Raw genomic sequence first — 24,394 nt, forward strand, 5'->3', positions numbered from 1 at the left:
GGGACCTTTGCCGTGCTATCCGCTAACGTCTGAGGAATCAGTATGTTGAAGGGACCTACCGCACGATGAAAGATACTGGGCGCGAGCCCGGCCGCAAGGACTCGGGGAAGCCGGGCAAGGCCGGTAAGAACGACCGCAGCAGGCGCGACCGCAAGCTCCGCGACACCCTGGGCAACCCGTTCCTGTGGTTGGTGCCCTTCCTTCTGGTCGTCATCCTCGGCTGGGCCGTCTTCTCCTCGATGTTCGGCTACCGCACCATCGACACCTCCGACGGCCTGACGCTCCTGCGGGACAAGCCGGACACGATCAAGTCGATCACCGTCATTGACGGCAACCAGCGCGTCGAGCTGGACCTCACCACCACCTACGTCCAGCCCAAGAAGAAGGGCATCGAGTCCCGCCCGGTGGGCAAGAAGGTCGAGTTCTCCTACACCGAAGCCCAGGCCGAGCAGGTCGACCGCCTCGTGCAGGCCGCCGCCCCCAAGGAGGGCTTCAACTCCGTGGTGCCCACCACCAGCTGGTGGGCCTCCCTCATCCAGCTGCTCGTCCCCGCCCTGCTGCTGGGCGGCTTCATGTGGTGGCTCATCGGTCGCATGGGCGGCGGGCGCGGCGGCGCCATGGGCTTCGGTCGCTCCAAGGCGAGGGTCGGCTCCAAGGAGATCCCCGACGTCACCTTCGACGACGTCGCCGGCGAGGACGAGGCCGTCGAGGAGCTCCAGGAGATCCGCGAGTTCCTCTCCGAGCCCGAGAAGTTCCGCGCCGTCGGCGCCAAGATCCCCAAGGGCGTCCTCCTGTACGGCCCGCCCGGAACCGGTAAGACCCTCCTGGCCAAGGCCGTCGCCGGTGAGGCCGGCGTGCCCTTCTTCTCCATGGCCGCCTCCGAGTTCGTCGAGATGTTCGTCGGCGTGGGCGCCTCGCGCGTGCGAGACCTGTTCGACCAGGCCAAGGAGAACGCCCCCGCCATCATCTTCGTCGACGAGATCGACGCCGTCGGCCGCCACCGCGGCTCGGGAACCGGCGGCGGGCACGACGAGCGCGAGCAGACCCTCAACCAGCTCCTGGTCGAGATGGACGGCTTCGACGCCAACACCAACGTCATCCTCATCGCCGCCACCAACCGCCCCGACGTCCTGGACCCGGCCCTCCTGCGCCCCGGCCGCTTCGACCGGCAGGTCAGCGTCGAGGCCCCCGACATGGCCGGGCGCGCCGCCATTCTCAAGGTTCACGCCCAGGGCAAGCCCCTCAACGACGACGTCGACCTCGACCTCGTGGCCAAGCGGACCCCCGGCTTCACCGGCGCGGACCTGGCCAACGTCCTCAACGAGGCCGCCCTGCTCACCGCCCGCTGCAACGCCCACCTCATCGACAACCGGGCCCTGGACGAGGCCATCGACCGAGTCATCGCCGGCCCGCAGAGGCACTCGCGGGTCATGCGTGAGCACGAGAAACGCGTCACCGCCTACCACGAGGCCGGCCACGCCCTGTGCGCGGCCGCCGGCGCCTACTCCGACCCGGTCACCAAGGTGACGATCTTGCCGCGCGGGCGCGCCCTGGGCTATACGCAGGTCATGCCCCAGGACGACAAGTACTCCACCACCCGCAACGAGCTGCTCGACCAGCTCGTCTACGCCATGGGCGGGCGGGCCGCCGAGGAGATCATCTTCCGCGACCCCACCACCGGCGCCTCCAACGACATCGAGAAGGCCACCGCCACGGCCCGCAAGATGGTCACCGACTACGGCATGACCAGCGCGGTGGGCGCCGTCAAGCTCGGCACCACCGAGAGCGAGACGGTCCTGGGGCTCAACGCCACCAGCCGCGACTTCTCCGAGCAGGTCGCCGCCACCGTCGACGACGAGGTCCGCAACCTGCTGGACACCGCCCACCGGGAGGCCTGGGAGATCCTCACCCGCAACCGCGCCGTGCTCGACCAGCTGGCCGAGGAGCTCCTCACCCGCGAGACGCTCCTGGAGAAGGACCTGGAGAGGATCTTTGAGGGCGTCATCAAGCAGCCCGAGCGGCCCCTGTGGCGCAGCGACGAGTCGCTGCCCGTCGTCGAGGCCGCCTCCGCCGATGACGGAGCCGGCGAGGAGCCGGGCGACTCCCACAGCGGCGACTTCTGGGGCTACAACCGGTGAGCCGAACCGGGCCCCGGCGGGCCCGGCAGGCGCAGAGAGACAGGGGCTGACCATGAGCTACGACGCCGAGGGCGTGCGGCGGGCGGTGCGAGACCTGCTCGTCGCCATCGGGGAGGACCCCGAGCGCGACGGGCTGCGCGACACCCCCGAGCGCATGGCGCGCGCCTACGCGGAGATGTTCGCCGGCCTCGGCCAGGACCCGGCCGAGCACGTCGAGCGGGTCTTCGACGTCGGGCACGAGGAGATGGTCCTCGTGCGCGACATCCCCATGTACTCGGTGTGCGAGCACCACTTGCTGCCCTTCCACGGGGCGGCGCACGTGGGCTACATCCCCAGCGCGGACGGGCGCGTCACCGGCCTGTCCAAGGTGGCGCGCCTCGTGGACGGCTACGCCCGGCGACCCCAGGTTCAGGAGCGGCTCACCCGGCAGATCGCCGACGCCCTCGTCGAGCGCCTGGGGTGCCGGGGTGTGCTGGTGGTCGTCGAGGCCGAGCACCTGTGCATGTCCATGCGGGGCGTGCGCAAGCCCGGCTCCAACACGGTCACCTCCGCCGTGCGCGGCATCATGCGCAACGCCGCCACCCGCTCCGAGGCCATGAGCCTGGTCCTGGGCCGGCGGTCCTGAGCGCGGGCCGCAGCTATCGCCCCTCACTCTGGACGGTCTTGGACCGTCACCGGGAGTGCTGGGGGATGTACTGCTGAGATCTGAGAGTGTTCCTGGCCGGTACATGGGCGCACTTCACTCGGGCTGGCGATTGCGCGGCGCGCTCGATCCCTGGTTAGCAGGACCCGGAGAACCGTGAAGTAAGGGGCTGAGACTCTCGCCTAGCAGGCAGCACATCCTGAGTCTCTGTCTGCGGTCGAGGGCTACACTCCTAGAATATGATGAGGAGTGCTGATCGTGGTGAAGTCGATGTGGACGCCCGCGTGTACCGTTCTAAGGTGCGGATCGCTGAGGCGCTCTTTGAAAAGCTTGCGGTTTATGAGCTTGATGAGATCTCTGTATCAGAGGTAGTGGCCAAGGCGGGTGTATCTAGAAATACGTACTATCGCCACTTCTCCACGAAGAGGTCCGTCTTGACATTCTATATTGAGGAGTTGCTGAGAGAGTATCTCCAGGGTGTTGAAGAACGTGGCATATCGGATGTTGAGGGAATTCTCAACTATTATTTCTCCTTCTGGGGGGATCGCAAAGAGTATGTTATCCTATTGAGGAGGCGTCAGCTTTTGGATCTGGCGCTTGATGTGCAGCGAAAGAAGTTCCTAGAGGCGCTGCCGCACTCCGACCTTCCCTGGCATGGAGTCTCCGGAGTTGACGAAACTCTCGTGGATCTGCTGTTCGTTGGTGGAATGTGGAATATTCTCCTGCATTGGCTCGATCGTGGTATGGACCCGAAGGCTTCGGAGGTTGTCCGGACATTTCTCAAGGAATTGTCGGTTTACGCTGAATGCTTGCCATAGTCGACTCCATCCTGAGGTCTTGACGCCTGTGAGCGGCCCGCATTGAGAGGTGAACTTGACATCCCTGTTATGTGGTACAGATTCTGCGAATCTGTACCACAAGTGCTGTGTGAGTGGAATGGGACGTGATTCTAGCATACAGTCCTCATCGACTGATGGGTCATCACTGGGAGGAAGAATGTCGTTTCTGCTCGGCTACTGGGCGCTGCCGATCCTGTTTATTCTGCACGATTTTGAGGAGATGGTGTTTCTGCCTCTGTGGAAGCGGCGGTCGAAGTTTCGGGCGCTTCCCAATCAGGCAGATTATTTTGGGGAAACCAGAGATGGTTCGGCGTTTACGGTGGGGGTGCTGGAGGAGTTTGTTATTCTGTTGACTGTTTCTTATGTGTGTTCGTTGACGCGAGGTGACGAGTTGTACTTGTGCTTCTGTGTGGCGTACAGCCTTCACTTTCTTATCCACTATAGAATGTGTTTCCGGTTCAGGGGGTATGTCCCGGGGGTTGTGACTGTCACTCTTCAGGTTCCGCTGATGTGGTTTATTATCTCCCACTACTGGAGGGTCAATATGTTGACAGTAGCATGTTTCATGCTGGTGATGGTGGTGGTCTACGGGAACCTGTACGTAATGCACCGTTTGATGCCGAGAATCGAGCGGCGCTTCGTCGGATACGCCCAGGATTAGTCGACGAAAATGTCGCCACAATGTAGGGATGTATGTATGGGCTCCACGTATAAGAAATTGCTGGTGGCCGTCGATGCCGGGCTGCTGCTCTACTGGGCGGCCGTCTTCCTCAATCTCATTCCCGAGCACCTGCGTTTCAAGGACTACTCCAACCAGGTCATCCAGGCCTGGAACTGGTCCTTCTTCCCGCTCGACGTGGCCGCCGCGCTGACCGTCTTCCTCGGCGCCCACCTGACGCGGGTGGGCAGCAGGATCGGGGACCTGGTGCTGACGGTCGGACTCATGCTCACCTTCTGCGCCGGGTTCATGGCGATCTCCTTCTGGTCCTTCTACCGTGACTTCGACCCGCTGTGGTGGGGGCCCAACGCCCTGCTCATGATCGTCCCGGCGCTCGCCTTCGGCTCCATGGTCTGCCGGCGGCTCGAGACCGCGGAGAACCGGGCGTGACGGTCAAGGGCGTGCTCTGCCCGTCGACGTGGGGGAGCGCATGCCGCCCGGGCGCGCCCACAGGCCGGATGGTGCTCGGTGCGCTGAAGGAGCACCCGGGGACAGCGGGCCGTGGCGTGTGCGCCTGGCCGGCTCTCGGAGGCGCCATCGTCTCCGAGGTATTGGCGACCCTCGCCTTGCGCCAGGCCCTCAACCAGCCGGGCTTCTACGTCATGGTTGGGATCGGGTACGCGCTGGCCTTCATCCTCCTGTCGCTGACGCTCAAGGCCGGCATGCCGCTCGGTGTCGCCTACGGGATCTGGGGTGCCCTGGGTGTGGCGCTGACCGCCGTGCTGTCCATGCTTGTCTTCGGTGAGCCGATCACGGTGCTCGTCGCCCTCGGCATTGCGCTCATTATGGCCGGGGTGCTCCTCGTCGAGGTCGGGGCGCAGCGCGCAGGCACGCAGGACAAGGACGGTGAGGCGTCATGAGCGGGGTCTACCTGGTGGCGGCTATCGCCTCCGAGACCACCGGCACACTCTCGCTCAAGCTCGCCTCCGACGGCAGAGGACTGCGGTGGTACGGCGCCGTCATGGCCGGCTACCTGGGGGCCTTCGCCATGTTGACCCTGGCCCTCAAGGAGGGGCTGGGGCTCGGTGTCGCCTACGGGATCTGGTCGGCCGGGGGAGTGGCCGTCACGGCAATCGCCTCAAGGCTTCTCTTCGGTGAGCCACTGACCCGCACCATGGTGGCAGGCATCGCGCTCATTATGGCGGGTGTGCTCCTCGTCGAGCTCGGCAGCGCGCACTGACAACGCATCGAAGGCGATCGCGGGCCAGAATGTCCAAATCGGTGACAAAGGGCCACCGGCACTCCTTGGCCGTCCATGCGAACCGTGGAATTATGCGGTTTTTCTTCGTCAGTATGTGTCCGTTCCGAGCCTTTGTCACCGATTTGGACACGATCGGCTTGTTCCTATCCCGCGCGGACTGGCCGAGCGGCTCCTGAGGTACGTGGCGTGGGCAGGAGGCTCTCCCGGCCGGGGACATTCGACATCGACGGGTGCAGTCCACGCGTTCGGGGACAGGATGACTGTCCCCGAACGTGTGAACTGTCCCCGGCTGGAGTGGTTGGCAGCCGGCCGCGCGAAACGTCCTCGCCGGGAAACTGTGGTTGCACGACGTATCAGGCCATGGCGCCGGGTGGGCCTTTCAGGAGATCACCTGGAAGGGGCTGTTGAAGATACTGGTCCAGCGGCCCCCGCCCTGACTCACGCTCAGGCTGGCGCCCAGGCCTTCATACGGCGCTGCGTCCTCTCCATTCCCGGCTGAGGAGGCCACGGCAGCGACGAGGTCGGAGAAGTTCAGTGCCCTTGCGGGGCTAAGACGAATCCGATTTGGTCAGTATCTTGCAAGCTGCGAGTCGATGTTGAGAATGCTCTTGCGGATACGGCATGAAAAGGCAGTTCCCTTGATGTCGCCCAGGTTCATGTGGGCGACATCAAGGGAACTGCCTTGTGAAACGTTGGTTGCTATCGCATGTGGTTCGAATATAAAAGATGTCGAGTATCTGCGAATCGCACCTATTTCCCGAAGGGTAGATGGGGCTTCGGTGGGCTATGTGGTTAGGGTCAGCAAATAGGTAGTAGGCCCATTACTTTCGAGCAAGTAAATTTTGTTGGCGCTTGAAAGACGGTAGGTTCGTCGTGGGAGCGCATGGAGGTGGGAGCGGCGTGTGAAGACGGACACAGAAGTAGTGCTCCTCCGAGGATGGCGGCGGAGAGGATGGGGGAAACGACCTTGCGCATGTTTGACTCCTTGCGGTGGTGGGGTGATGGCTTAAGTCTGGCCTGCCATCCGGGACCGCAACAGCCTTCTTATGGATGAAATCACATACGACTTTCTATGGATGCCGGCCGCTCCGGTGTGCTCAAAGGTGGAGGTGGTTGGCGCGTCAGCCCGTGGTCGTCGGGGGTGTGGGGCGGAGGGGGATGGTGAAGATGGTGGTCCAGCGGCTGGTGGAGTGGGTGGTGTGGAGGGAGCCGCCGAGGGATTCGACGCGTTGTTGGGCTTGGGTGAGGCCGAGCTGGGATGAGGTGGTGGTGCTGGTGTTGGTGGGTTGGTTGGGGTTGATGGGGTTGGTGCACATGCACTCGAGGGTGTCGTTGTCGGTCTCGATGGTGAGGGTGGCGGTGCTGGAGGGAGGTGTGTACTTGGCGGCGTTGTTAATGAGCTCGGCGATGATGCGTACGAGCTGTTGGCGGACGCCTGGGCCGATGCCGGGGTTGTCGAGCAGGTCGGTGCCCTGGGTGGTCAGGTGGGCGTCTCGGTGTGTGAGGGCTTCCTGGGCGGCGTGGATGGTGTCGGTCAGGGGTGGTGGGGGTGAGGCGGCCAGCAGGAGGAGGGAGTCGTCTCCTTCGGTGGCGCTCATGGCTTTGAGGCTACGTCGTAGTTGTTCGACGGCGGTGCGTACGGGGGTGATGATGGCTGCGAGCTCTTGGTTGAGGCGGGCGTTGTGGGGGTCGGCCAGGCGGGCCTGTTCGGCGATCATGACGGCGTGGCTGAGGTCGCGTACGACGGTGTCGTGGAGCTCGGAGACGACCAGGCGTCGTTGCTGGTCGAGCTTGTGCTGGCGTTCCTGCTCGGCGGTGCTGGTCTGGAGGCGGTGATGGCGGATGACCTCACCGATCACCACGCAAGGAGCACCAACAGTCGCTGTTGGGATCAGCCCTTGAAGCCACGTTGGTGCTGCTGAGAGGTGTGCCAGCGTTGTTGCGAAGGCGAGGACGTAGATCATGTCGCGTCGGAGGCCTCGGCCCAGGAGCATGATGCAAAGCCCCCAGGGCAGTAACACGGCTATGTTGCCTAGATCGTGTGGGGAGGTGGCGGCGAACCAGGCGATGGTCAGGCTTGCGGCTGCTCCTGCGGCGGGAAGCCGGGATGCCAGAGGCAGGCAGGCCAGGCTCAGGGCAGTGACCAGGAATGCGGAAGGAGTAAGAGGGACGCCTATGGTCACCGGTGAGGTGCTGAGGAGCAAGATGGCAACTCCTGCATGGAGCAGGTGGGTGCGTCGCGTGGGGTGCCATGTGAAGGATGTCTGAGTGTCGGAGGCAAGAAGAGACATACGAACCGCTCTCGGGTCGGGCAAACTCAGTATCATTCTTCCATGCGGACAGATGCTCTCTCGAATAGTTTAAGCGACAACAATGACTCGGAGAAGATCCGGGTCATCGTCGTTGATGATGACCCCTTTGTCCTGCAGGCTCTGAGGGCCTACCTGAACGAAGCGCAGGAGATCGAGGTGCTCAGCACCTTCGGGGCCGCAAAGGACGCCTTCGGCTTCCTGCGGAACTACCGGGTCGACGTGCTCATCACCGATGTGCGGATGCCGGGAATGGACGGTCTTCAGCTCCTCACCAAGGTCAAGCAGGGGATGCCCGAGGTCGCTGTCATCGTCCTCACCTCCTTCGATGACGATGAGGCCATGCGGACCGCGTTGGACCGGAAGGCCAACGGCTTCCTGCTCAAGGACTCCTCGGCGGAGGAGGTGGTCCGGGCCGTCATCGCCGCCCACCACGGCGGAACGACGATCTCCCCGGCCACCACCTCCCGCCTCGTCTCCCAGTACCTGCGCCCCATTCCAAGTTCGCACCCCGGTGTCACCGAGGCTGAGCAGGCTGTGTTGGATCTCCTCTGCGAGGGGTACTCCAACGCTGAGATTGCCGACCAGCTCTTCATCTCGGAGGCCACGGTCAAGAGCCACGTCTCCCATCTCATGAAGAAGTACGGCGTGTCCTCACGCCTCAAGCTGGTCGTCGCTACTCATCAGGAGAGGTGAAGGTTCTCCTCTCCTGATGAGTAGCGACGGTCGATTGCTTCACCTGGGTAGCCGGAGCGCTCCAGCCCCGTACCAGGTGTTGCCGCCGCCTGTGAGGGGCTCGCATGCCAGAGCCTGCTTCTCTCTCGGGCATGAGATCGGGGTTGCCGACGTCGTCAGCTGCTTCTTGACGTCACCCGCCGGTACTCCGCGAGACCTGAGTTCCGCGGCCGCGGCCGCGACCTGGGGTGCCGCGAACGAGGTTCCGATCTGGTACCAGTAGTACCTACAGGAACCCCCTCCTGAGGGGCAGTCGCTCAGGACATCGTCGGTTCGAGGCGATCCGTCGTCGTTGAGCGCGCCTAGTCGACGGAGCCTGTCCGGCGATGCTGTGGTGAGGATACCTAGCTCCGGTCCTTGAACCACGGCACCGCCCGGCCCTGCCAGAGGCGGCTCGCCCCCGAAAGCGACGATGTCAATCGCGGCGCCAACATTGGAGTAGTCGGTCCGGTTCCCCGTCTTAGTGATGGCCCCAACGGTGATGACGTCGTCGGACTGGGCGGGCATGGTGACGCACTGATCGGTGACGGGGCGCTCTGCCTGACCGGACCAGCCCGAGCTGTACGGGTCCGATGTGCCGTGGTCGAGATCGTAGGCCTCGTTGCCGGCGGCGGCCACGAGGACCACCCCGTGATCGGCGGCGTACTTCAGCGCCGAGGTCACCTTCTCCAGGTCGGCCTTCTGCTGTGCCCGCTGCTCGGCCGTGTCGGCGGGCGCGTTGTCGCAGTAGCGGAACCAGGGGTCGACGGTGAAGCTCATGACGAGGACGCTGAGATGCGCGTCCGCCCCGTACCGGATCGCTTGGCTGACGGCGTCGGCGGAGAAGGTGCCCGTCCGGTCCCCGGCCTTGAGACTGACGATCCTGGCCCCGGGAGCGGCCCCGACAGTGCCGTGCCCGTCCGCTGAGGCCGCGATGATCCCGGCGACGGAGGTTCCGTGACCGAAGCCGTCATGGGCGGGATCGTCACAGGCAGTGTCTCCGTTGCAGGAGCCCCCCGACAGGAAAGACTTGCTGCTGGCGGAGTCGTATGCGGCGGCCAGATCGGGGTGAGAGGCGTCGACACCGGTATCGATGACGCCCACGGAGGCGCCTTTGCCGGTGGAGGGTGAGCCCGGGCGGTCTTGCCAACTGAGGTACCACTGCTTGGACTGGAGGGGATCGCCCGGAAGCAGTGAGCCGTGAGAAGATGAATCGACCGAGGCGGCGCCGGCCGTCGTGCTCCCCGCGCCCAGGAGCAGCAACAACGTAGCGCAGACGGCCAGTACCCTCCTGCGGTGACGAGGTGAGCTTGCGGGCGCCTCGATGCTCACCACCGGGCCACCTCCTCGTAGAGCTCGCGAACGGGAGCGAGGGTCAGGATCACCGAGCCGTTGTGCTCGATCCAGGACAGGAAGCCCGCCTCACCGTTGTACGGAGCGCGCTCCCTACCCACGACGAGGTCGACCACGTGTCCACGACGGCGTGCGGCGGTCACCAGGGCCGCGTCCTTCTCGATGTCTCCGGACAGGGCGTCGCCGTGCTTCTCCAGGAGGCTGCGCAGTGCGAGGAGGTCGGCTTCGACCGAGTCGCGGCTCTCCGTGGAGGGCTGATCGGTGCGGGGAATCCACCCCGTCATCCCGGGCTCGTTCCGGGAGGCCAGGACGGTCTGGACGGAGTCCTTGATGTCGGAGCGTTTGATGCGGCTCATGATGGTGTTCCTTAGGTTGTGGCTGGTTACTGGTGATGGGACTGCTGAGGGGACTGGATGCGCTCACTCATCCAGTTCTCCTCCAGGCGACGGCGATCCACGATCGACTGCCGGGAGCTGAAGACGTGGCCCTCGCCGGGAAAGACGGACAGGGTGACGTCGGCGTCGGCGACCAGGAGGTTCTCGTACAGGTAGAGCGACTGCTCGGGAGTCGTCGCCGAGTTTTCATCGGAGTCCCCGCAGGTCAGCAGGAAGGGGATATCCCGGTGTGCGCGAGTGCTGGGAAGGATGGTCATCATGCTGTACAGGCTGGGATCGGAGGCGGCGGTGCGCCGGTCGTGCTCGAATCCCGACGGCGTCGCGTACCGGTCATATGCGCCGCTGCGCAGGAGCACCCCCCTGGGGGAGGACGTGCCGCGCAGCACCGAGACTGCCGCGAGCGCCGCGCCGAAGCTGTGGCCACCCAGGAAAGGTGGGATCGGGGACTTCGGCAGTTCGGCGGCGATCACTCCCAGGGCGGCCTCCCAGGCCAAGTGCAGCTCGGCCAGGATGTCGTCTGCGCGGACCTCGGCCAGTGCCTGGTAGTCGATGCCCACCCGTACTACGGGGCGCGAGCCCGCGTGGCACCACCGGACGCTGTCCGGCTGCAGCGAGCCCAGGTCGATGGGAGCGGGCTCGGAGGCCTCGATCGGCAGTGCCCAGGAGCTGTCGAACCAGACCAGCGGAACTGACCCGCGTGTCGACTCGGTCAGGGTGATGTCGACCGTACGCTCGGGAAGGACTCGGGTGATCACGGTTCCGGAGACGTTGCCGGTTGGATCGTCCGATGAGGGGCACCACAGAATCGGGGATGAGGAGGCCTGAGGGGCGTCGGTTGCCTCGGCTGCTCCGCCGATTCCCACCAGCCGGTGGGAGCCGTCGGCGGTGATGACTTGGACGTTGTCGTCGGCCCCGCCGGGAAGGATACGGTCGATCGAGCTGTCACTGGTCCAGGAGCCCCCTGCCCACCGCAGGACGTGGGGTGTACCGAGCTCGACCCATACCCCAGTCAGTCCGGGGACCCCCGTGTAGTGGCTGACGCCGTCGGCGACGGTGGCGATCACCGAACCGTCCTCGGCGGAGTAGGAGATCGTCTCATCGACCAGGCGCTCGGTGAAGACCACCGTGCTGCGCCCGCCCAGGGAGCGGTGGGCCACCGATCCGCGGGGCAGGTCACCGATGAGGGATACCGACGACGGCGATTTGCCTTCCCGGTCTTCCCTGCTCTTTCCGTCGTGGAGGTCGACGAGGTAGTGGGGGACATGGTCCTCCCGCATGAAGGCGGCCAGTTCCTCGGGCGTGCTGGCCACTCCGATGAGGAAGGGGGAGCCGGCCTCGAGGAGGACCACCGAGCCCTGAGGCACCCCGGGAAGCGGTGCGTCGTCGAGCATGACGGTGCACAGGGAGGAGGTGAAGAACTCCTCCACCAGGGCGTCCGGCCACGGCTCGGCGTCGCCGCTGTGACGAGTGACGACCTCGGAGGACTGGTACTTCTGACGCAGCCACACGACGTGGTCTCCGAAGCGCCACAGGCGGGTCGAGCCGGCCGGGTTGGGGCGAAGCCCCAGAAGGGAGCGCGTGCTGGTTCCCCACCGGGATGCGGTGGTCCCGACCTCGTCGCAGGCGCTGACCTCGACGCGCCCGTCGTCCTGCCAGGTGGACAGGACCCAGCCCCGTGGACCGAAGGGCAGGGGCAGTCCGTCACCGCGCTCGGAGAAGAGGAACGGGTGGCCGGCGTTGACGGTTCCCAGGTAGCCGTGTGGCACCGGGGAGGAGACGACGTCGCCGGACTGTCGGTCGTAGGTGACCCCCCGGTAACGGAGCAGGTTCATGCGAGTCCTGGGAGAGGTGCGGAAGACCGGGGCCTCCAGCACCGCTCGGGTGCCGGTGCGATGGTCCACCAGCGTGTGGATGCTGAGCCGGTTGATTCCTTCTCTCTGGTGCTCGATGGGAAGGGGCGTGACCGTCGTGCTCATGCGGGCACTCCTTTCTCTACTCGGGCGAGGGTCGGTGTGGGCACCTCGCGGAGCCTGCCGAACTCCATGCGGTAGGCCCGGTCGGTTGTGGCGAAGAGGCGGGCGTCGTGGGTGGTGACGACGATGCAGTGATCGCGTTTGAGGTTGAGCAGCGTGGCGATGAGGTGATCGGTGGACTCGTCGTCGAGGGCCGCTGTGGGCTCATCGAGCAGGAGCACTCGCGGGTTGAGGGCGAGGGTTCGTGCGATCGCCAGACGCGCGCGCTCTCCGCCGCTGATGCGTGCCCCGCGTTCCCCGAGCATCGTGCTCGTTCCGGAACGGTCCCCCAGGCGGGACAGATCGAGGCCGACTCTGCTGCACAGTTCGTGGATTCTGGCCTCGCTGATGCCGGGGCAGACCGCCTCGAAGTTCTCCTTGAGAGTGCCGCTGCGGAAGAACGGCTCCTGGGGGCAGTACTGAACGATACTGTTCCAGGCCTCGGTGCCAGTGACGACGGGGGAGAAGCCGGCGACAGTGATGCTGCCCTGCGAAGGGTGGTTGGCTCCGGCGATCAGGCTGAGGAGGGTCGACTTACCGCTTCCGGACGGGCCGACGATGGCGACGATCTCTCCGCAGCGGGCGGTGAGGCTAACCGAGTCGAGAAGCACGGTGCTGCTCGTCCCGGCGGCAACCGAGTAGTCGGTCTCCCGGACCAGGAGCGCTCCGCCGTTGGGGACGTCGACCGGCACCGGGGGAGCCTCGTACCACTCCTCCTGCGACTCAAGGAAGCCGCTCACGCGAGACAGCGCGGACCATGACGTCGCCAGGCCCGTGCGAACCCCGGATGCCGCCTGGAGTGGGGCGTAGAGCTGGGGGGTGAGGGCGGCCAGGGCGGCCAGGGCGCCGGGAGTCATGTCTCCCTGCACTACGGAGTGTCCGCCGATGATGAGCACGGCCACAGTTCCCAGGGCGCCGACGAGGTCCAGTGACGAGGAGAAGGCGCTGTTGAGGGTGATCATGCGGGTGAAGGACGTGCGTACTCCGGCGGCCGCTTCCTCGGCCTGACGTCGGTCCGTGGGGATGTCGGCCGCTGTGCGGGAGAAGAGGTGGCCGGTGACACCGACCCGCTCCACCACGGTGCCGCTGAAGACGGACATGGCGTCGAGCATGCGGTCGGTGGTGGCACTGAGCGTCCGGGAGACCCGCTCAGTGGGCACGGCCAGGATCAGTGCCAGTGCGAGGACCACCAGGGTGATGGTGAAGGATCGGGTCCACATGATGCTCAGCAGGAGCCCCAGTCGGGCGATGAGGCCGAGGGCTTGCGGCAGGATGGTGGACACGAAGGTCTGAGCCTGGGCAGTGTCGTTCGTGATCTGTGAGAGCAGGGAACCTCCTGGCGCCGCGCTGACGGTGGATGAGGACAGCCGGGTCAGCTTGCTGAGCATGAGGACCCGCAGGCGCTCCTGGAAGCGCTGTCCGGTGAACGCCGTCATGCGCTGCGAGGCCACGCCGACTGCTGTGCTGGCGACGGCTGCGCCGGCGGCCAGAAGGCCCGGGAGGAGAACGTCTGCCGTTGAGGGGTTCTGGGTCAAGCCGTCGATGATGCGCTGGAGCATCAGCGGGGAGACCGTGCTCAGGCCTGCCTGCGCGGCGACGAGGATTGCCGCGATGATGATGGAGGGGGTAGAGGCTCGTAATGCCCGGCCGCATGATGAGGCCAGGACGCGCCGCGCGGAGGTCAGGCCTGAAGGGCGAGCTGCCGAGTGCGCCATGACTGAAGCACCTCCCTGCACTCACCCAGGCCCGACTGGACGTGGGCGTTGGACGGGTCGGCGGAGTTCATCGAGACGACGGCGGGGTAGGCGGAGACATCGACTCCAGCCTCACGAAGCGAGGCGATCTGCTCGGAGTCGCGGTCCACCCACAGAATGGTTCCGTCGAGCTCGGAGTCGTCGACGTCGTGGTTCTCCATCACCTTGAGCGCGGAGCACGCGGTGCACGTCGGAGACAGAACGATGAAGAGCTGATCGTGATGCGTGTCGTCGACCTCGATACGGGTCAGCCGGTTCCACAGCTGCATCGCAACGGTCATGACGACGGCCGAGGCCAGTGCCACCACGAGGCGAAGAGGACGGGGGCTCGCGATCTCCTCGCTGCCGACCGCACTGGCCAGCAGGGCTGCGGCAGTCAGGGCGCAACCCCAGATGTGGGCGGGACCAACCTTCATGCCCTCGATGCCGAAGCAGCCGCACTCCTGGCCCTTGAGCGTTGTGGCCCCGACTACGAACCCAGCGTAGATGACGGCGAGAAGGAGGGAGACGATCCGATGGTCCGGAATGGCCAGCGCGATGGCGGACACGACGATCTCAGCGGCGATGACGAAGTTGCTGGAGAGATGGAAGCGCAGGAAGTTTGCCCCCTCGGGCCAAGCGAGGCGGGTGCGGGCTGCGGCCCAGATCTTCGCTCCTGCGGTCCCCAGGAGGACCCCGGTCGCTCCTCCGATGAGTAGTGTGACGAATAGGCTGTTCATAATGACCTCTCTTGAGCATTGGAAGTGGAATCTGAATCGATGATGATGCCGGACTCAATAGCGGACTCGATGATGGGTGAAATCGGGATCGGTTCGGTGGAATGGAGGGTCTCATCAAGGAGAGCCCCGTTCCCCTCATCCAGCTCGTGTATGGAGAGACGGTGGAGGTCTGCGAGTGTCCAGCCCCCGTTCTCCAGGTGCGTCAAAGTCATTCCGTCAGCGAGCCTCCAGCGCTCAGCCATGAGGTCACCCACCTTTCTGTCTCTACGGTCTTCTTGACATCCAGTGCGTACTTCTGGCGAAGGAATGGGTCTTTTCCGATCAAGGTCATTCCGTCGACGTCGATGCAGCCTTGGGCGGAGAGGGAGCCGTCGGCCAGCTCCTCCTGCCAGGAGGGCCACATCTCGGCGGCCTCCTTGACGGCGTGCAGCCGGGCTGCGGCGTGGTCGTTGACGGGCTCCCTACCGAATCTGCGGAACAGAGCGGCGTCATGGGTGCGAATGCCGTTCCGGACCTCCATGGAGCGCTGTTCGAAAGGGACCTGTGCGAAGGCGCCAATAACAGCGGGGTCATGGGCCGGGCGGTACGGCGAGTCCGATGACGGCGATGAGTCGCTGGAGGCCGTCCACAGGAGTTGGGCCACCCGCGGCGGGAGTCCCTTGAGAGCCTCCTCCCACGAGGACAGGGACACAATTCGCGCGACATCGATCGTCTGTATGGCATCAATACTGAGCCACTGGGGATCGAGTTCCACGATGATCGGTTCCGAGTCTTCAGAGGCGTGCCCATGCTTGTGTGAGTCCGACTTATCCTTCTTGGACAGCAGCCGCCGAAAGAACCCCCCGCCTTGCGAGTCGTTTTCCGCCTCACTCGGAATGGAGCCGATGAGGTCCCGAATACCCCGTGCATCGATATCGCTCGCCTCGGTCTCAGCTGGTGCGGAGTCGTCGTTCCGAGCGGGCGCCATGAGAGCATTGAGATAGCGTAGGATGATCTCGTCAACCGGCATTGACGCCGAAGAGAATCGGGTGGCAGAGGTGTTCCGACTCAAGGCCTGGGCCAGCACCTCTTCGGCGGCCTCGAGACTGATGACGCCGGTGCTGTAGTGCTCGGGCTGCAGGGCCTGAATCGAGTCGTTCGAGAGTCGCGTTCCGGGAGCCTTGTGAAGGACCTCGGTGAAGAGCGACTGCCCGAAGGGCGGCCTGACGTCCGCGATGCGGGCGAGGATGAACCGAAGGGAAGCGGACATATGCTTGCTGGCGAGCGTGGCCTCATCAACCTGCTCCCAGGTTCCTGAGCGGTTGATGAGCAGTTGGTTGCTGTCGGTCCAAGGGGTATCATGGTGAGTCATTGGTGTGAACCTTGATCTGGGTGACTGGGTTGAGGGTGGGGCCTGCCTGCGTCGCTGCTACGGCGTAGGCAGGCCCCGTGTTGTACCTGGCTCAGTAGCAGGTGCAGCGGCGCCAGCCGGTCCAGAAGTCGCAGTAGCCGCCCCGGTAGCCGACACTCTGGCAGTGGGCGTTGCAGGTGTACTCGTCGTTAGGGCAGCCGAAGCCTTCGGCGCCCTCGATGGGGGCCTGGGTCTCGGAGCTGACGGCCTGCTTGAAGTCGGCGTCGCTCAGGGGGGCGGTACGGCGGGTGAACTTGTCCATTGGTGTGTTCCTTTCTGGAGGTCTCCCCGGGTGGTTACCGTGAGAGGTTGTGGGGTGCGCGGGTGAATGTGTCCACGCACCATCCCCGGACTGGGGGAAGCCAGTGATTCGACGCCGGTAGCGTCAAGTCGCCAGAGTCGCTCGCGCGAAAGATGAATCAGGTGGTGTGGCCCTGTACGTTGGGATATTGCAGATTAGTAGCAGCGGCAGGAGGTCTTGAGCGCTCCTCCACAGTAGCCGCCCCGATATCCGGAATACCTGCAGTGACGGTCGCACGGAGACTCATCGGTGGGGCAGTTATATTCTGCGCCTTCGGTAGGAGGGTGCGTCTCTGAATGAAGAGCCTGCGCAAATGTCACATCCGCTAGGGCGGTGGAGCGGCGAACGAATCGTGGCATGGGATGGTCCTTTTTCGTCTCTCGTGCAAGTGATATGAAACGTTAGTGTGTCTGGTGAAGTCTTCGCCTTGCTTTGGCTGATATGAGAAGACTACGAGGTGCCTGGTAATGTGAAAATACCTCGAAGGGTGGGACATATGGAGGGGCGTCCTCCCTAAGGTGGACCACTCCGTTCTTTGGTGCAGGGGCAGGGAGGGTGTGTGGGCTGTCAGATGCTCAGCATCTGACAGCCCACGTTCAGTGTTTTCCTGAGTTGCCTCCAGGATGTGGAGAGGGGGTGCCGTCTGGATCAATAGCAGCGGCACCGGAGGTTGAGCCAGGAGCCGCAATAGCCTCCCCTGTAGCCGATGCTTCGGCAGTGGGCGTTGCAGGCGTACTCGGCGCCGGGGCAGCTGAAGCCCTCGGTGCCCTCGATGGGGGCCTGGGTCTCGGAGCTGATGGCCTGCTTGAAGTCGGCGGCGCTCAGAGGAGCGGTGCGGCGGGTGAACTTGTCCATTGGTGTGTTCCTTTCCGGCAGCCTCCCCGGGGGAGATCCGGGTGAAATTCGTGCCTTTCTGGGGTGGGGGCGGGGCCTGCCTGCGCCGCTGCTACGGCGCAGGCAGGCCCCGTGTTGTACCTGGCTCAGTAGCAGGTGCAGCGGCGCCAGGCGGTCCAGAAGTCGCAGTAGCCGCCCCGGTAGCCGACACTCTGGCAGTGGGCGTTGCAGGTGTACTCGTCGTTAGGGCAGCCGAAGCCTTCGGCGCCCTCGATGGGGGCCTGGGTCTCGGAGCTGACGGCCTGCTTGAAGTCGGCGTCGCTCAGGGGGGCGGTGCGGCGGGTGAACTTGTCCATTGGTGTGTTCCTTTCTGGAGGTCTCCCCGGGTGGTTACCGTGGGAGGGTGTGGGTGCGCGGGTGAATGTCTCCGCGCACCTTCCCCGGATCGGGGGAAGCCTGTAATGCGATGCCGGCGGCATCAGGTTGACAGAGCTACTCGCGCGAAAGATGAATCAGATGGTGCGGTCCTGTACGTTGGGATATTGCAGATTAGTAGCAGCGGCAGGAGGTCTTGAGTGCTCCTCCACAGTAGCCGCCCCGATATCCGGAATACCTGCAGTGACGGTCGCACGGAGACTCATCGGTGGGGCAGTTGTATTCTGCCCCCTCGGTGGGGGCGTGCGTCTCTGAATGAAGAGCCTGCTCAAATGTCACATCCGCAAGAGCGGTGGACCGGCGAACAAATTGAGGCATGTGGTGGTCCTTCTGTCATCTCTCGTGCGAGTAGTGCAAGACGTTAGCGTGAGCAGTAATGTCTTCGCCTTGCCTTGGCTGATATGAGAAGACTACGGGGATGCCTATCTTGGGGAAATACCTCGAAGGGTGGGATGTATGGAGGCGAGTCCTCCCTAAGGATGACTCGCCAGATATCTGATGCAGAGAGGGGTGGGAAGGACAATGTGGGCTGTCAGATGCTCGGCATCTGACAGCCCACATTCAATATTCCTTCCTAGTCGCCCCAATGATGTGAGACGGCTCGTATTCCATGTGCTCAGTAGCAGGTGCAGCGGAGCCATAAGGTTCGGGAGTCGCAGTACCCACCTCTGTAGCCCATGGCCCTGCAGTCTCTGTAGCACCTGTACTCGTCGGCGGGGCAGCCGTGGCCTTCGGCGCTCTCGATGGGGGCCTGGGTCTCGGAGCTGACGGCCTGCTTGAAGTCGGCGTCGCTCAGGGGGGCGGTGCGGCGGGTGAACTTGTCCATTGGTGTGTTCCTTTCTGGAGGTCTTCCCGGGTGGTTACCGTGGGAGGGTGTGGGCGCGCGGGTGAATGCCTCCGCGCACCTTCCCCGGATCGGGGGAAGCCTGTGATGTGGCGCCTGAGTCTGCGGGGGTGCATGTCTCTGCCGTCGAGGTGATGGTGTCACTCTATGAAGGTGGCTAGCGGAGGACTATTCACCGAAGGTAGGAAATGTTCCTTCCTGTCATCCGTAAGGGGGTTGCGGAAATGGGGAAGTGTTCTTGTACAGGCCTGTGCTGTCTTTTGGTCGTGTTGTTGAGTGCTGTCCATGTATGGGCTGCGGGGCCGCTTCCAGAAATGTCTGGAAGCGGCCCCGCGCGTGATTGAATTCAGTAGCAGCGGCATGTGGCGGCCGCGAATCCTCCACAGAATCCTCCGCGATATCCCGTGCTCAAACAGTGGTTGTGGCACTGATGCTCGTTGAAGGGACAGGCGAAGCAATTGCTGGTTTCGAGGGGATTACGGGTCTCGGCGTTCATGGCGTCGCTGAATCTGCTGTCGCTCAGTGATTTGCAGCGTCGGGAGAACAATTCCATGTAGATCTCCTTCTTCATGCGAGTTCTGTGTGTGGGGTGAGGAAACTGTTGTTGGACAGGGGGATGCTTTCGAATCTTCGACATGTGATCAGTCCTCTGCGAGCGCCATGACCGGCGGCACCGACGCGGCCCGGCCGGCCGGGCGCAGCGAGGCCAGCAGGCCGACGGCCAGGGTCGTGGCGAACAGGGCGAGCAGTGCGAGGTAAGGGATGTGCACTGACATACCCTTAGCAGCCCCTCCCGCCGCGACCGTGCCTGCTGTGCCGAGGAGTGTTCCTATGGTGAGCCCAAGTATCCCGCCGACGAATGCGAGCAGTGTTCCTTCGGTGACGATGAGGCTCCTGATCTCTGAGCGAGGGCTGCCGGTGGCGCGCAGGACCCCGATCTCTCGAATGCGTTCCAGGACCGAGACGTCCGTGGTGTTGGCCAGCCCGGACAGGGCGATGACCAGGGCGGCGCCCAGAACCAGGCAGACGATGAGGGCCATCCTCGTGATGAGGGATGACATCTGCTCGCTCGCTGACGCGCTTCCACTCACCATCATTTCTTGACCGCGGATGACCGTATTGAGGGCGTGCTCGATATCGGATGTCATGGAGTTGCCGGTAGAGCGAACCCACATGATGGCGTTGGTGGGAGTGTCGCCATTGAGGCGCTGGGCTACTGCCGGGCTGACCACGGCTCCCCACCCCTCCTGGACGCGAGCCGTCAGCTCAACACTTCCAGTTGCCCCGGTCAGGGTGACTGTGGAGCCATCTGGAATGTCATAGATGCCGCCCACAATGAGGGTCTTGTCGTCAAGGCCCTCCAGGCCGCTGGTGGACCGTGCGATGGGGGCGATGGCTTTGAGGTCGATGACGTCGACAGTGATGTCTGTCGATTCTCCGTCGACGGTCTGGGTCAGGTCGAGGGCGGGGACGTAGGTCACGTCCTTGATTCCGTTGACCGCTTTGACCTGCTTCGTCAGCTGCGCGGTATCGGTTTGCGGTGTGACGCCTAAGATTTTGGCGTCCACGGGGGAGCTGTTGCCGAGGATGGCGTCGAAGGAGGCGTTCAAGGAGGACAGGCCGACGAAGAGCGCTGACCCCACCAGGACGCAGACGAAGAGCGTGGCGGCGGTTGCGGCGGACCGCCCGGAGTTACGGGCCAGGTTGCGGGTGGCCAGCTGCAGTACCGGGAGTCGAGTATCTCCGCTGACTCTGCCGATGAAACCGATGATGGCGGTGACCAGCAGCGGAAGGGCAAGGACGGCGCCGATGGCGACGACTGTGCTCCCACAAGCTGTGAAGAAGATATCGGAGGCCTGAATGCCGAGGACGACCACGGCTGCACCGATGGCGGCGATGATGAGTCCGGCGACAGCGACCCCTATCCTTCTGCGTCCGGCCTGCTTGGTGCTTACGACCTGTCCTGTGAGCGCCACGAGCGGTGAGATACGGGTGGCCTTGCGGGCGGGGCGGAGCACGGCGATGAGGGTGACTAGCGTTCCCAGGGCGACGGTGAGCCCGAGGGACACCGGGGAGATGGTGAGCTGATCCGCCTTGAGGTCCGCGAAGGTTCCTGAGGACACCGCGATGGCACCGAGACCGGTCCCGAGCGCCGCGCCCAGGACGGAGCCGACCAAGCCAGTAAGGAGCCCAGTGCGCAGGACGGCGAGCATCACCTGACGTCGACTTGATCCTATGCACCGTATGAGACCGATCGTGCGAGTCTGGCGTGCCACCAGGGTGCTGAAGGTGGTGGTGATGACGATGATGGAAACGACCGCACAGAGCGGGGCCAGGAGGTTGATGATGCTCGCAATCGTTGTGCCGCCCGTCTGCGCCTGGGCGCGTTGGGCGATGGCCTCGTCACGGCTCTGAACCGATGCGGCGGGCTGGACCGCGTGAACGGTCTGAGACACCTGGGTGAGAAGTGCTCCGGTGTCCGTTCCCGGCTTCGCGTTCACGTACAGGCTGCGGTAGTCCATGCGAGCGCCCATCGTCTGGAGCTGCTCTGCGGTGGCGTAGAAGGCGCCGGTGCTGGTCTCCTTGCTGTCGGCTCCGGCGGAGATGATGCCGACCACCGTGGGAGCCGAGCGGACGGCCTTGGCGTCGTCATCATCATGGGTCCTAAAGCGGATGGTGTCGCCGACGCTGAGGCCCTGCTGCTCGGCGAGCATGGAGTCGATGGCCACCTCGCCGGTTGCCTTGGGGAGCCGACCGCTGCTCAGGGTGGTGAACTTGGTGAGTGTTGGCACGTCCTGAGCGGCGATCTGGACCCCGGCCGCGTGTCGCAGCTGCTTGGGCAGGTCGAGCCACAGCATGTCCCAGTGGGCGCCGCGGACCGAGGCGACGCCGTCAAGTGCGGAGACCCGGTTGAGGAGGTCGTCATCCAGGGCTTTCTCAGTGCTGTTCGCCCCACGACCATCCTGGACAACGACGGTGGCATCGCCTACGGATACCCGCGCGCTGGTCTGCGTTTGAGTGCGGAAGGAGTCGGAGATGATGAAGGCGAAGGCGATGAGGGCGGCGCTCATGGCCACGGCCACGAGGGCGGAGATGGTTCGCCGCAGGTCGAGGAGCGAAGGCATCAGCGGGCCTCCATTCCAGTGGCGTAGGGGCTGCCGAAGCCGAACATCTGGGTTGCGCTGGGAGGCGCGGCATGGCGGGCGCTATAGACCGAGGCGGGACGGGGCTCGGGGGCGGTGCTCGCCCTGGAGATGTGGCGGGGTTCCGGTGCGGCCGCTGGGGTGATAGCCCGGCGCGCCGGCGTGGGGCCGGCCGGGGTCGTCACGGCGTCGAATCGTGCAGTGGGGTCGGGGTGGGTTGCTGGTGTCGTCATCGGTGGTGCGGGAGGAGCCGCCTGAGCGGGGGCGACGGGTGCCTGCTGGGCCGGGCGGGCGGTCGGTGCGGTGTGGGTGCCGGGGGTGTGGTGGACGGTGTCGTCGTTGGTGATGCGTCCGTCGCGTAGGCGGATGATGCGGTTGGTGGTGGCTGCGGCTTGTTCGTCGTGGGTGACCATGACGACTGTCTGGCCCAGGGTCTGGCACATGTGGGCGAGGGTTTGTAGGAGGTTGGCGGCTGAGGCGGTGTCCAGGGCGCCGGTGGGCTCGTCGGCGAAGATGACTTTGGGGCGGCCTATGAGGGCGCGGGCCACGGCTACGCGTTGCTGCTGTCCGCCGGAGAGCTCGTTGGGGCGGTGGGTGAGGCGGTCGGTGAGGCCCAGGACTGAGATGACGGCGTCGTACCAGTCTCGGGCTGGTTTGCGGTGGGCTAGGCGCTGGGGTAGGAGGATGTTCTCCTCGGCGGTCAGGGTGGGCAGGAGGTTGAAGGACTGGAAGATGAAGCCGAGTTGGTCGCGGCGTATGGTGGTGAGTTGTTTGTCCTTCATGCCGGACAGGTCCTGTCCGGCGATGAAGACGCTGCCGGAGGTGGGGGTGTCCAGGCCGGCCAGGCAGTGCAGGAGGGTGGACTTGCCTGAGCCGGAGGGGCCCATGATGGCTGCGAACTCTCCTTCGGTGATGGTGAGGCTGACCGTGTCCAGGGCCACGACCTGGGCCTCGCCCTCGCCGTAGACCTTACGCAGCGCACGGGCCTCAACCACCTTGTTGACGGTGGGACTGATGTGTGGAATCTGGTGCGGCATGGTGCTTCTCTTCCTTCCGGGCGGGGCCGCGGCCGGTGTGCCGCACGGTCCCCGTGATAGATGGGTGGATACCTAGAGGCTAGAAATCGCGGAGAAGAACCGGAATGCGTCGAAGGACGGGACGCGTGAGGTCGCTGTCCGTCAAAAGGTGGAGGCGCGACGGTACGAAGGTGCGGCTGCCCCGTGCCCTGGAACCAGGGCACGGGGCAGCCGCTTATCAGGCTCCATGTCAGGAGGGGAGCAAAGGGAAGTCAGAGGGGAGCAGAGAGCGGGTTTTAGTCCTGGGCGAGGGCGCGGATGGGTGGGATCCTACTGGCGCTCTCAGCTGGGCGCAGCGAGGCTAGGACTCCGACTGCGGTGGCAGCCAGGAGGATGCCGCCTAACCTCGATCTTTCGTCGTCTGGTTGAGTGGGTTTGGGTGGCGTCGTTGCCGGTGTCGTGGGGTTGATTATGCCGGTTGGGTGTGACGGCTTGCCGCGTGTCGTCTCGCGGTGGTCGGGCCTTTCCGGGGCCAGGGGGTTCTTCCTTCAGGGGTGTGGTGGACAGGAGGCAGGAGCCGTGTGTCTACGGAGCCGGTAGGGCCTGGAGGTGTCGCAGGCCGTCAAGCAGAAGGCTGGTCCAGGGGTGGCCGGCCTTGTAGCGCAGGACGGTGCGGCGGGCGTGGCGGGCGATGACGGCGGGGATGCTCATCAGCCGCAACCGGATCGTGCGGGGCTCCCAGGCGCGGGCGGGGGTAGAGGCCATGGCGAGCAGCTGGGAGAAGGCCAGCAGGCCGGCGAGCCAGGGCCACGATCAGGCACCAGATACGGTTCTGAGCGAACCCCTGCAAGGGGAAGCGGTCAAGCCCGGTGTCCTTGGCGCAGCGGATGCGGTCCCCTGGCAGCGGGCTCGTAGCCGGTGGCGGACCTCGAGATCGGCGAGCTGGCCCACTCTCGTGCTGGTGGCGAAGGCGGTGGGCCGGTAGCCGCCCACGTCGTCGAAGCGCAGCTGGGCTCCCTGGTGGGGCCGCTCTCGGCGCATGATGACCCGCATCCCCTTGGGCCAAGCGGTCAGGTCCACCAGGTCGGCGGGTCTCAGCGACGTCCGCACCATCCCTGGGCTGGCCGTCAGCGTTGTACGCGGGGGTCCAGGCGGTCTCGGGGATGGTGTCGTAGATCTGCGGCGTGTGGTCCGGCAGCGTGAACCCCACGCTGTAGGACACCCGGGCGGCGGGCCAGGAGCTCGATGGTCTCCTTCGTTCCTCCGGCCCCGTCGATGCGCACCAGCACCTTTCTACCGGGTCTGGGGCCGAGCCCGGCCTGGTCCAGTGCCCGGCGGATGATCTCGACGTGGTCGGTGGCAGTGTTTGATCCGGCGTTACCGGGCCGCAGCATGATCACCGCGCACTCACCCCCACCATCGGGGCCGTGGTCGAACCATGCGGTCAGGGGGTGGTAGCCGAACCCCTTCTTGAAGGTCGGGGCCGCACCCTCTTTGTCTGAGTGGACGCCCACCAGGGTGGCGTCGATGTCGATCACCAACGGCCGGTTTGCCGAGACGCCGGCGGTCGGTGAGTGCTCGCCGGCCAGGTCCCACACCCGCTGTCTTACTGTCCTGCGGGCCCGGTTGACGGCGG

The 24,394-nt window shown here is 64.8% G+C and carries 26 protein-coding genes and 1 pseudogene; 8 read left to right on the forward strand and 19 right to left on the reverse strand.

Annotation, left to right across the window (positions count from 1 at the left end):
• Nucleotides 1-65: 65 nt before the first annotated feature.
• The 7 genes from ftsH (at nt 66) to RIV14_RS09420 (ending at nt 5,518) form a co-directional block, all read left to right on the forward strand.
• Nucleotides 66-2,138, forward strand: a complete 2,073-nt coding sequence (ftsH, locus tag RIV14_RS09390; RefSeq protein WP_075372955.1) for an ATP-dependent zinc metalloprotease FtsH — start codon at nt 66-68, stop codon at nt 2,136-2,138.
• A gap of 52 nt (nt 2,139-2,190) precedes the next feature.
• Nucleotides 2,191-2,763, forward strand: a complete 573-nt coding sequence (folE, locus tag RIV14_RS09395) for a GTP cyclohydrolase I FolE (RefSeq protein ID WP_070658123.1) — start codon at nt 2,191-2,193, stop codon at nt 2,761-2,763.
• Between the two features lie 317 nt (nt 2,764-3,080).
• Nucleotides 3,081-3,599, forward strand: coding sequence for a TetR/AcrR family transcriptional regulator (locus RIV14_RS09400; protein WP_218638103.1), 519 nt, complete (start codon nt 3,081-3,083; stop codon nt 3,597-3,599).
• Nucleotides 3,600-3,777: 178 nt separating this feature from the next.
• Entirely contained in the window at nt 3,778-4,281 is a 504-nt protein-coding gene (locus RIV14_RS09405) for an HXXEE domain-containing protein (protein WP_075372953.1), read from the forward strand.
• Nucleotides 4,282-4,317: 36 nt separating this feature from the next.
• Nucleotides 4,318-4,728 (forward strand): YvaD family protein, encoded by a 411-nt coding sequence (locus tag RIV14_RS09410; protein WP_075372952.1) that lies wholly within the window; start codon nt 4,318-4,320, stop codon nt 4,726-4,728.
• Nucleotides 4,729-4,796: 68 nt separating this feature from the next.
• Nucleotides 4,797-5,198, forward strand: a complete 402-nt coding sequence (locus tag RIV14_RS09415) for a DMT family transporter (protein ID WP_428978875.1) — start codon at nt 4,797-4,799, stop codon at nt 5,196-5,198.
• Nucleotides 5,195-5,518 (forward strand): DMT family transporter, encoded by a 324-nt coding sequence (locus RIV14_RS09420; RefSeq protein WP_075372950.1) that lies wholly within the window; start codon nt 5,195-5,197, stop codon nt 5,516-5,518. Before RIV14_RS09415 ends, RIV14_RS09420 begins: the two co-directional genes overlap by 4 nt.
• Nucleotides 5,519-6,660: 1,142 nt before the next feature.
• On the opposite strand, the gene RIV14_RS09425 is transcribed toward RIV14_RS09420, so the two are convergent.
• Entirely contained in the window at nt 6,661-7,401 is a 741-nt protein-coding gene (locus RIV14_RS09425) for a sensor histidine kinase (RefSeq protein WP_256699322.1), read from the reverse strand.
• A gap of 471 nt (nt 7,402-7,872) precedes the next feature.
• On the opposite strand from RIV14_RS09425, the gene RIV14_RS09430 reads away from it, so the two are divergent.
• On the forward strand, nt 7,873-8,544 hold the full coding sequence (locus tag RIV14_RS09430) for a response regulator transcription factor (protein ID WP_075372948.1): 672 nt from the start codon (nt 7,873-7,875) through the stop codon (nt 8,542-8,544).
• A 39-nt stretch (nt 8,545-8,583) separates the two neighbouring features.
• Here the strand turns inward: RIV14_RS09430 and RIV14_RS09435 are convergent, their stop codons facing one another.
• The 18 genes and pseudogenes from RIV14_RS09435 to RIV14_RS13780 all read right to left on the reverse strand — a co-directional run.
• Nucleotides 8,584-9,894 carry a S8 family peptidase gene (locus RIV14_RS09435; protein WP_256699321.1) on the reverse strand — a complete coding sequence of 437 codons (1,311 nt, stop codon included), beginning with the start codon at nt 9,892-9,894 and terminating at the stop codon, nt 8,584-8,586.
• Nucleotides 9,891-10,271 (reverse strand): hypothetical protein, encoded by a 381-nt coding sequence (locus tag RIV14_RS09440; protein ID WP_070658109.1) that lies wholly within the window; start codon nt 10,269-10,271, stop codon nt 9,891-9,893. The genes RIV14_RS09435 and RIV14_RS09440 overlap by 4 nt, the downstream gene beginning before the upstream one ends.
• A gap of 26 nt (nt 10,272-10,297) precedes the next feature.
• A complete protein-coding gene (locus tag RIV14_RS09445) occupies nt 10,298-12,286 on the reverse strand; it encodes an alpha/beta hydrolase family protein (protein ID WP_075372946.1) in 1,989 nt (662 codons plus the stop codon).
• Nucleotides 12,283-14,037, reverse strand: a complete 1,755-nt coding sequence (locus RIV14_RS09450) for an ATP-binding cassette domain-containing protein (RefSeq protein WP_075372945.1) — start codon at nt 14,035-14,037, stop codon at nt 12,283-12,285. Before RIV14_RS09450 ends, RIV14_RS09445 begins: the two co-directional genes overlap by 4 nt.
• A complete protein-coding gene (locus RIV14_RS09455; RefSeq protein WP_075372944.1) occupies nt 14,004-14,795 on the reverse strand; it encodes a hypothetical protein in 792 nt (263 codons plus the stop codon). The genes RIV14_RS09450 and RIV14_RS09455 overlap by 34 nt, the downstream gene beginning before the upstream one ends.
• Nucleotides 14,792-15,037, reverse strand: a complete 246-nt coding sequence (gene adfB / locus RIV14_RS09460) for an actinodefensin-associated protein B (RefSeq protein WP_178387891.1) — start codon at nt 15,035-15,037, stop codon at nt 14,792-14,794. The genes RIV14_RS09455 and adfB overlap by 4 nt, the downstream gene beginning before the upstream one ends.
• On the reverse strand, nt 15,004-16,146 hold the full coding sequence (adfA, locus tag RIV14_RS09465) for an actinodefensin-associated protein A (protein ID WP_075372943.1): 1,143 nt from the start codon (nt 16,144-16,146) through the stop codon (nt 15,004-15,006). The genes adfB and adfA overlap by 34 nt, the downstream gene beginning before the upstream one ends.
• A gap of 91 nt (nt 16,147-16,237) precedes the next feature.
• Entirely contained in the window at nt 16,238-16,447 is a 210-nt protein-coding gene (locus tag RIV14_RS09470) for an actinodefensin (RefSeq protein ID WP_075372942.1), read from the reverse strand.
• Nucleotides 16,448-16,641: 194 nt separating this feature from the next.
• Nucleotides 16,642-16,845 carry an actinodefensin gene (locus tag RIV14_RS09475; protein WP_075372941.1) on the reverse strand — a complete coding sequence of 68 codons (204 nt, stop codon included), beginning with the start codon at nt 16,843-16,845 and terminating at the stop codon, nt 16,642-16,644.
• A gap of 289 nt (nt 16,846-17,134) precedes the next feature.
• Nucleotides 17,135-17,341, reverse strand: coding sequence for an actinodefensin (locus RIV14_RS09480; RefSeq protein WP_075372940.1), 207 nt, complete (start codon nt 17,339-17,341; stop codon nt 17,135-17,137).
• A 125-nt stretch (nt 17,342-17,466) separates the two neighbouring features.
• On the reverse strand, nt 17,467-17,676 hold the full coding sequence (locus RIV14_RS09485) for an actinodefensin (protein ID WP_075372939.1): 210 nt from the start codon (nt 17,674-17,676) through the stop codon (nt 17,467-17,469).
• Between the two features lie 193 nt (nt 17,677-17,869).
• Entirely contained in the window at nt 17,870-18,073 is a 204-nt protein-coding gene (locus RIV14_RS09490; RefSeq protein ID WP_075372938.1) for an actinodefensin, read from the reverse strand.
• Nucleotides 18,074-18,371: 298 nt separating this feature from the next.
• The gene (locus tag RIV14_RS09495) at nt 18,372-18,581 is read right to left on the reverse strand and encodes an actinodefensin (protein ID WP_075372937.1); all 210 of its coding nucleotides are present in this window, start codon (nt 18,579-18,581) and stop codon (nt 18,372-18,374) included.
• A gap of 364 nt (nt 18,582-18,945) precedes the next feature.
• Complete coding sequence (locus RIV14_RS13770) at nt 18,946-19,236, reverse strand: actinodefensin (RefSeq protein ID WP_081381864.1); 291 nt, start codon at nt 19,234-19,236, stop codon at nt 18,946-18,948.
• Nucleotides 19,237-19,240: 4 nt separating this feature from the next.
• Entirely contained in the window at nt 19,241-21,724 is a 2,484-nt protein-coding gene (locus RIV14_RS09500; protein WP_075372936.1) for an FtsX-like permease family protein, read from the reverse strand.
• A 353-nt stretch (nt 21,725-22,077) separates the two neighbouring features.
• Nucleotides 22,078-22,779, reverse strand: a pseudogene (locus RIV14_RS09505) (ABC transporter ATP-binding protein); the annotation flags it as partial.
• A 564-nt stretch (nt 22,780-23,343) separates the two neighbouring features.
• Entirely contained in the window at nt 23,344-23,550 is a 207-nt protein-coding gene (locus RIV14_RS13775; protein ID WP_428978876.1) for a transposase, read from the reverse strand.
• A 335-nt stretch (nt 23,551-23,885) separates the two neighbouring features.
• A partial coding sequence (locus RIV14_RS13780; protein ID WP_428978874.1) for a transposase occupies nt 23,886-24,394 on the reverse strand: 509 nt, incomplete at its 5' end.

Origin of the sequence: Actinomyces acetigenes (genome assembly GCF_031296635.1) — a bacterium.
GTDB classification, from domain to species: domain Bacteria; phylum Actinomycetota; class Actinomycetes; order Actinomycetales; family Actinomycetaceae; genus Actinomyces; species Actinomyces acetigenes.

Excerpts from the sequence above, each read along its gene's own strand:
- ftsH (WP_075372955.1), top strand. The coding sequence starts at position 66 with ATGAAAGATACTGGGCGCGAGCCCGGCCGCAAGGACTCGGGGAAGCCG.
- folE (WP_070658123.1), top strand. The coding sequence starts at position 2,191 with ATGAGCTACGACGCCGAGGGCGTGCGGCGGGCGGTGCGAGACCTGCTC.
- RIV14_RS09405 (WP_075372953.1), top strand. The coding sequence starts at position 3,778 with ATGTCGTTTCTGCTCGGCTACTGGGCGCTGCCGATCCTGTTTATTCTG.
- RIV14_RS09410 (WP_075372952.1), top strand. The coding sequence starts at position 4,318 with ATGGGCTCCACGTATAAGAAATTGCTGGTGGCCGTCGATGCCGGGCTG.
- RIV14_RS09415 (WP_428978875.1), top strand. The coding sequence starts at position 4,797 with ATGGTGCTCGGTGCGCTGAAGGAGCACCCGGGGACAGCGGGCCGTGGC.
- RIV14_RS09420 (WP_075372950.1), top strand. The coding sequence starts at position 5,195 with ATGAGCGGGGTCTACCTGGTGGCGGCTATCGCCTCCGAGACCACCGGC.
- RIV14_RS09430 (WP_075372948.1), top strand. The coding sequence starts at position 7,873 with ATGCGGACAGATGCTCTCTCGAATAGTTTAAGCGACAACAATGACTCG.
- RIV14_RS09440 (WP_070658109.1), bottom strand. The coding sequence starts at position 10,271 with ATGAGCCGCATCAAACGCTCCGACATCAAGGACTCCGTCCAGACCGTC.
- RIV14_RS09445 (WP_075372946.1), bottom strand. The coding sequence starts at position 12,286 with ATGAGCACGACGGTCACGCCCCTTCCCATCGAGCACCAGAGAGAAGGA.
- RIV14_RS09450 (WP_075372945.1), bottom strand. The coding sequence starts at position 14,037 with ATGGCGCACTCGGCAGCTCGCCCTTCAGGCCTGACCTCCGCGCGGCGC.
- RIV14_RS09455 (WP_075372944.1), bottom strand. The coding sequence starts at position 14,795 with ATGAACAGCCTATTCGTCACACTACTCATCGGAGGAGCGACCGGGGTC.
- adfB (WP_178387891.1), bottom strand. The coding sequence starts at position 15,037 with ATGGCTGAGCGCTGGAGGCTCGCTGACGGAATGACTTTGACGCACCTG.
- adfA (WP_075372943.1), bottom strand. The coding sequence starts at position 16,146 with ATGACTCACCATGATACCCCTTGGACCGACAGCAACCAACTGCTCATC.
- RIV14_RS09470 (WP_075372942.1), bottom strand. The coding sequence starts at position 16,447 with ATGGACAAGTTCACCCGCCGTACCGCCCCCCTGAGCGACGCCGACTTC.
- RIV14_RS09475 (WP_075372941.1), bottom strand. The coding sequence starts at position 16,845 with ATGCCACGATTCGTTCGCCGCTCCACCGCCCTAGCGGATGTGACATTT.
- RIV14_RS09480 (WP_075372940.1), bottom strand. The coding sequence starts at position 17,341 with ATGGACAAGTTCACCCGCCGCACCGCTCCTCTGAGCGCCGCCGACTTC.
- RIV14_RS09485 (WP_075372939.1), bottom strand. The coding sequence starts at position 17,676 with ATGGACAAGTTCACCCGCCGCACCGCCCCCCTGAGCGACGCCGACTTC.
- RIV14_RS09490 (WP_075372938.1), bottom strand. The coding sequence starts at position 18,073 with ATGCCTCAATTTGTTCGCCGGTCCACCGCTCTTGCGGATGTGACATTT.
- RIV14_RS09495 (WP_075372937.1), bottom strand. The coding sequence starts at position 18,581 with ATGGACAAGTTCACCCGCCGCACCGCCCCCCTGAGCGACGCCGACTTC.
- RIV14_RS13770 (WP_081381864.1), bottom strand. The coding sequence starts at position 19,236 with ATGTCGAAGATTCGAAAGCATCCCCCTGTCCAACAACAGTTTCCTCAC.
- RIV14_RS09500 (WP_075372936.1), bottom strand. The coding sequence starts at position 21,724 with ATGCCTTCGCTCCTCGACCTGCGGCGAACCATCTCCGCCCTCGTGGCC.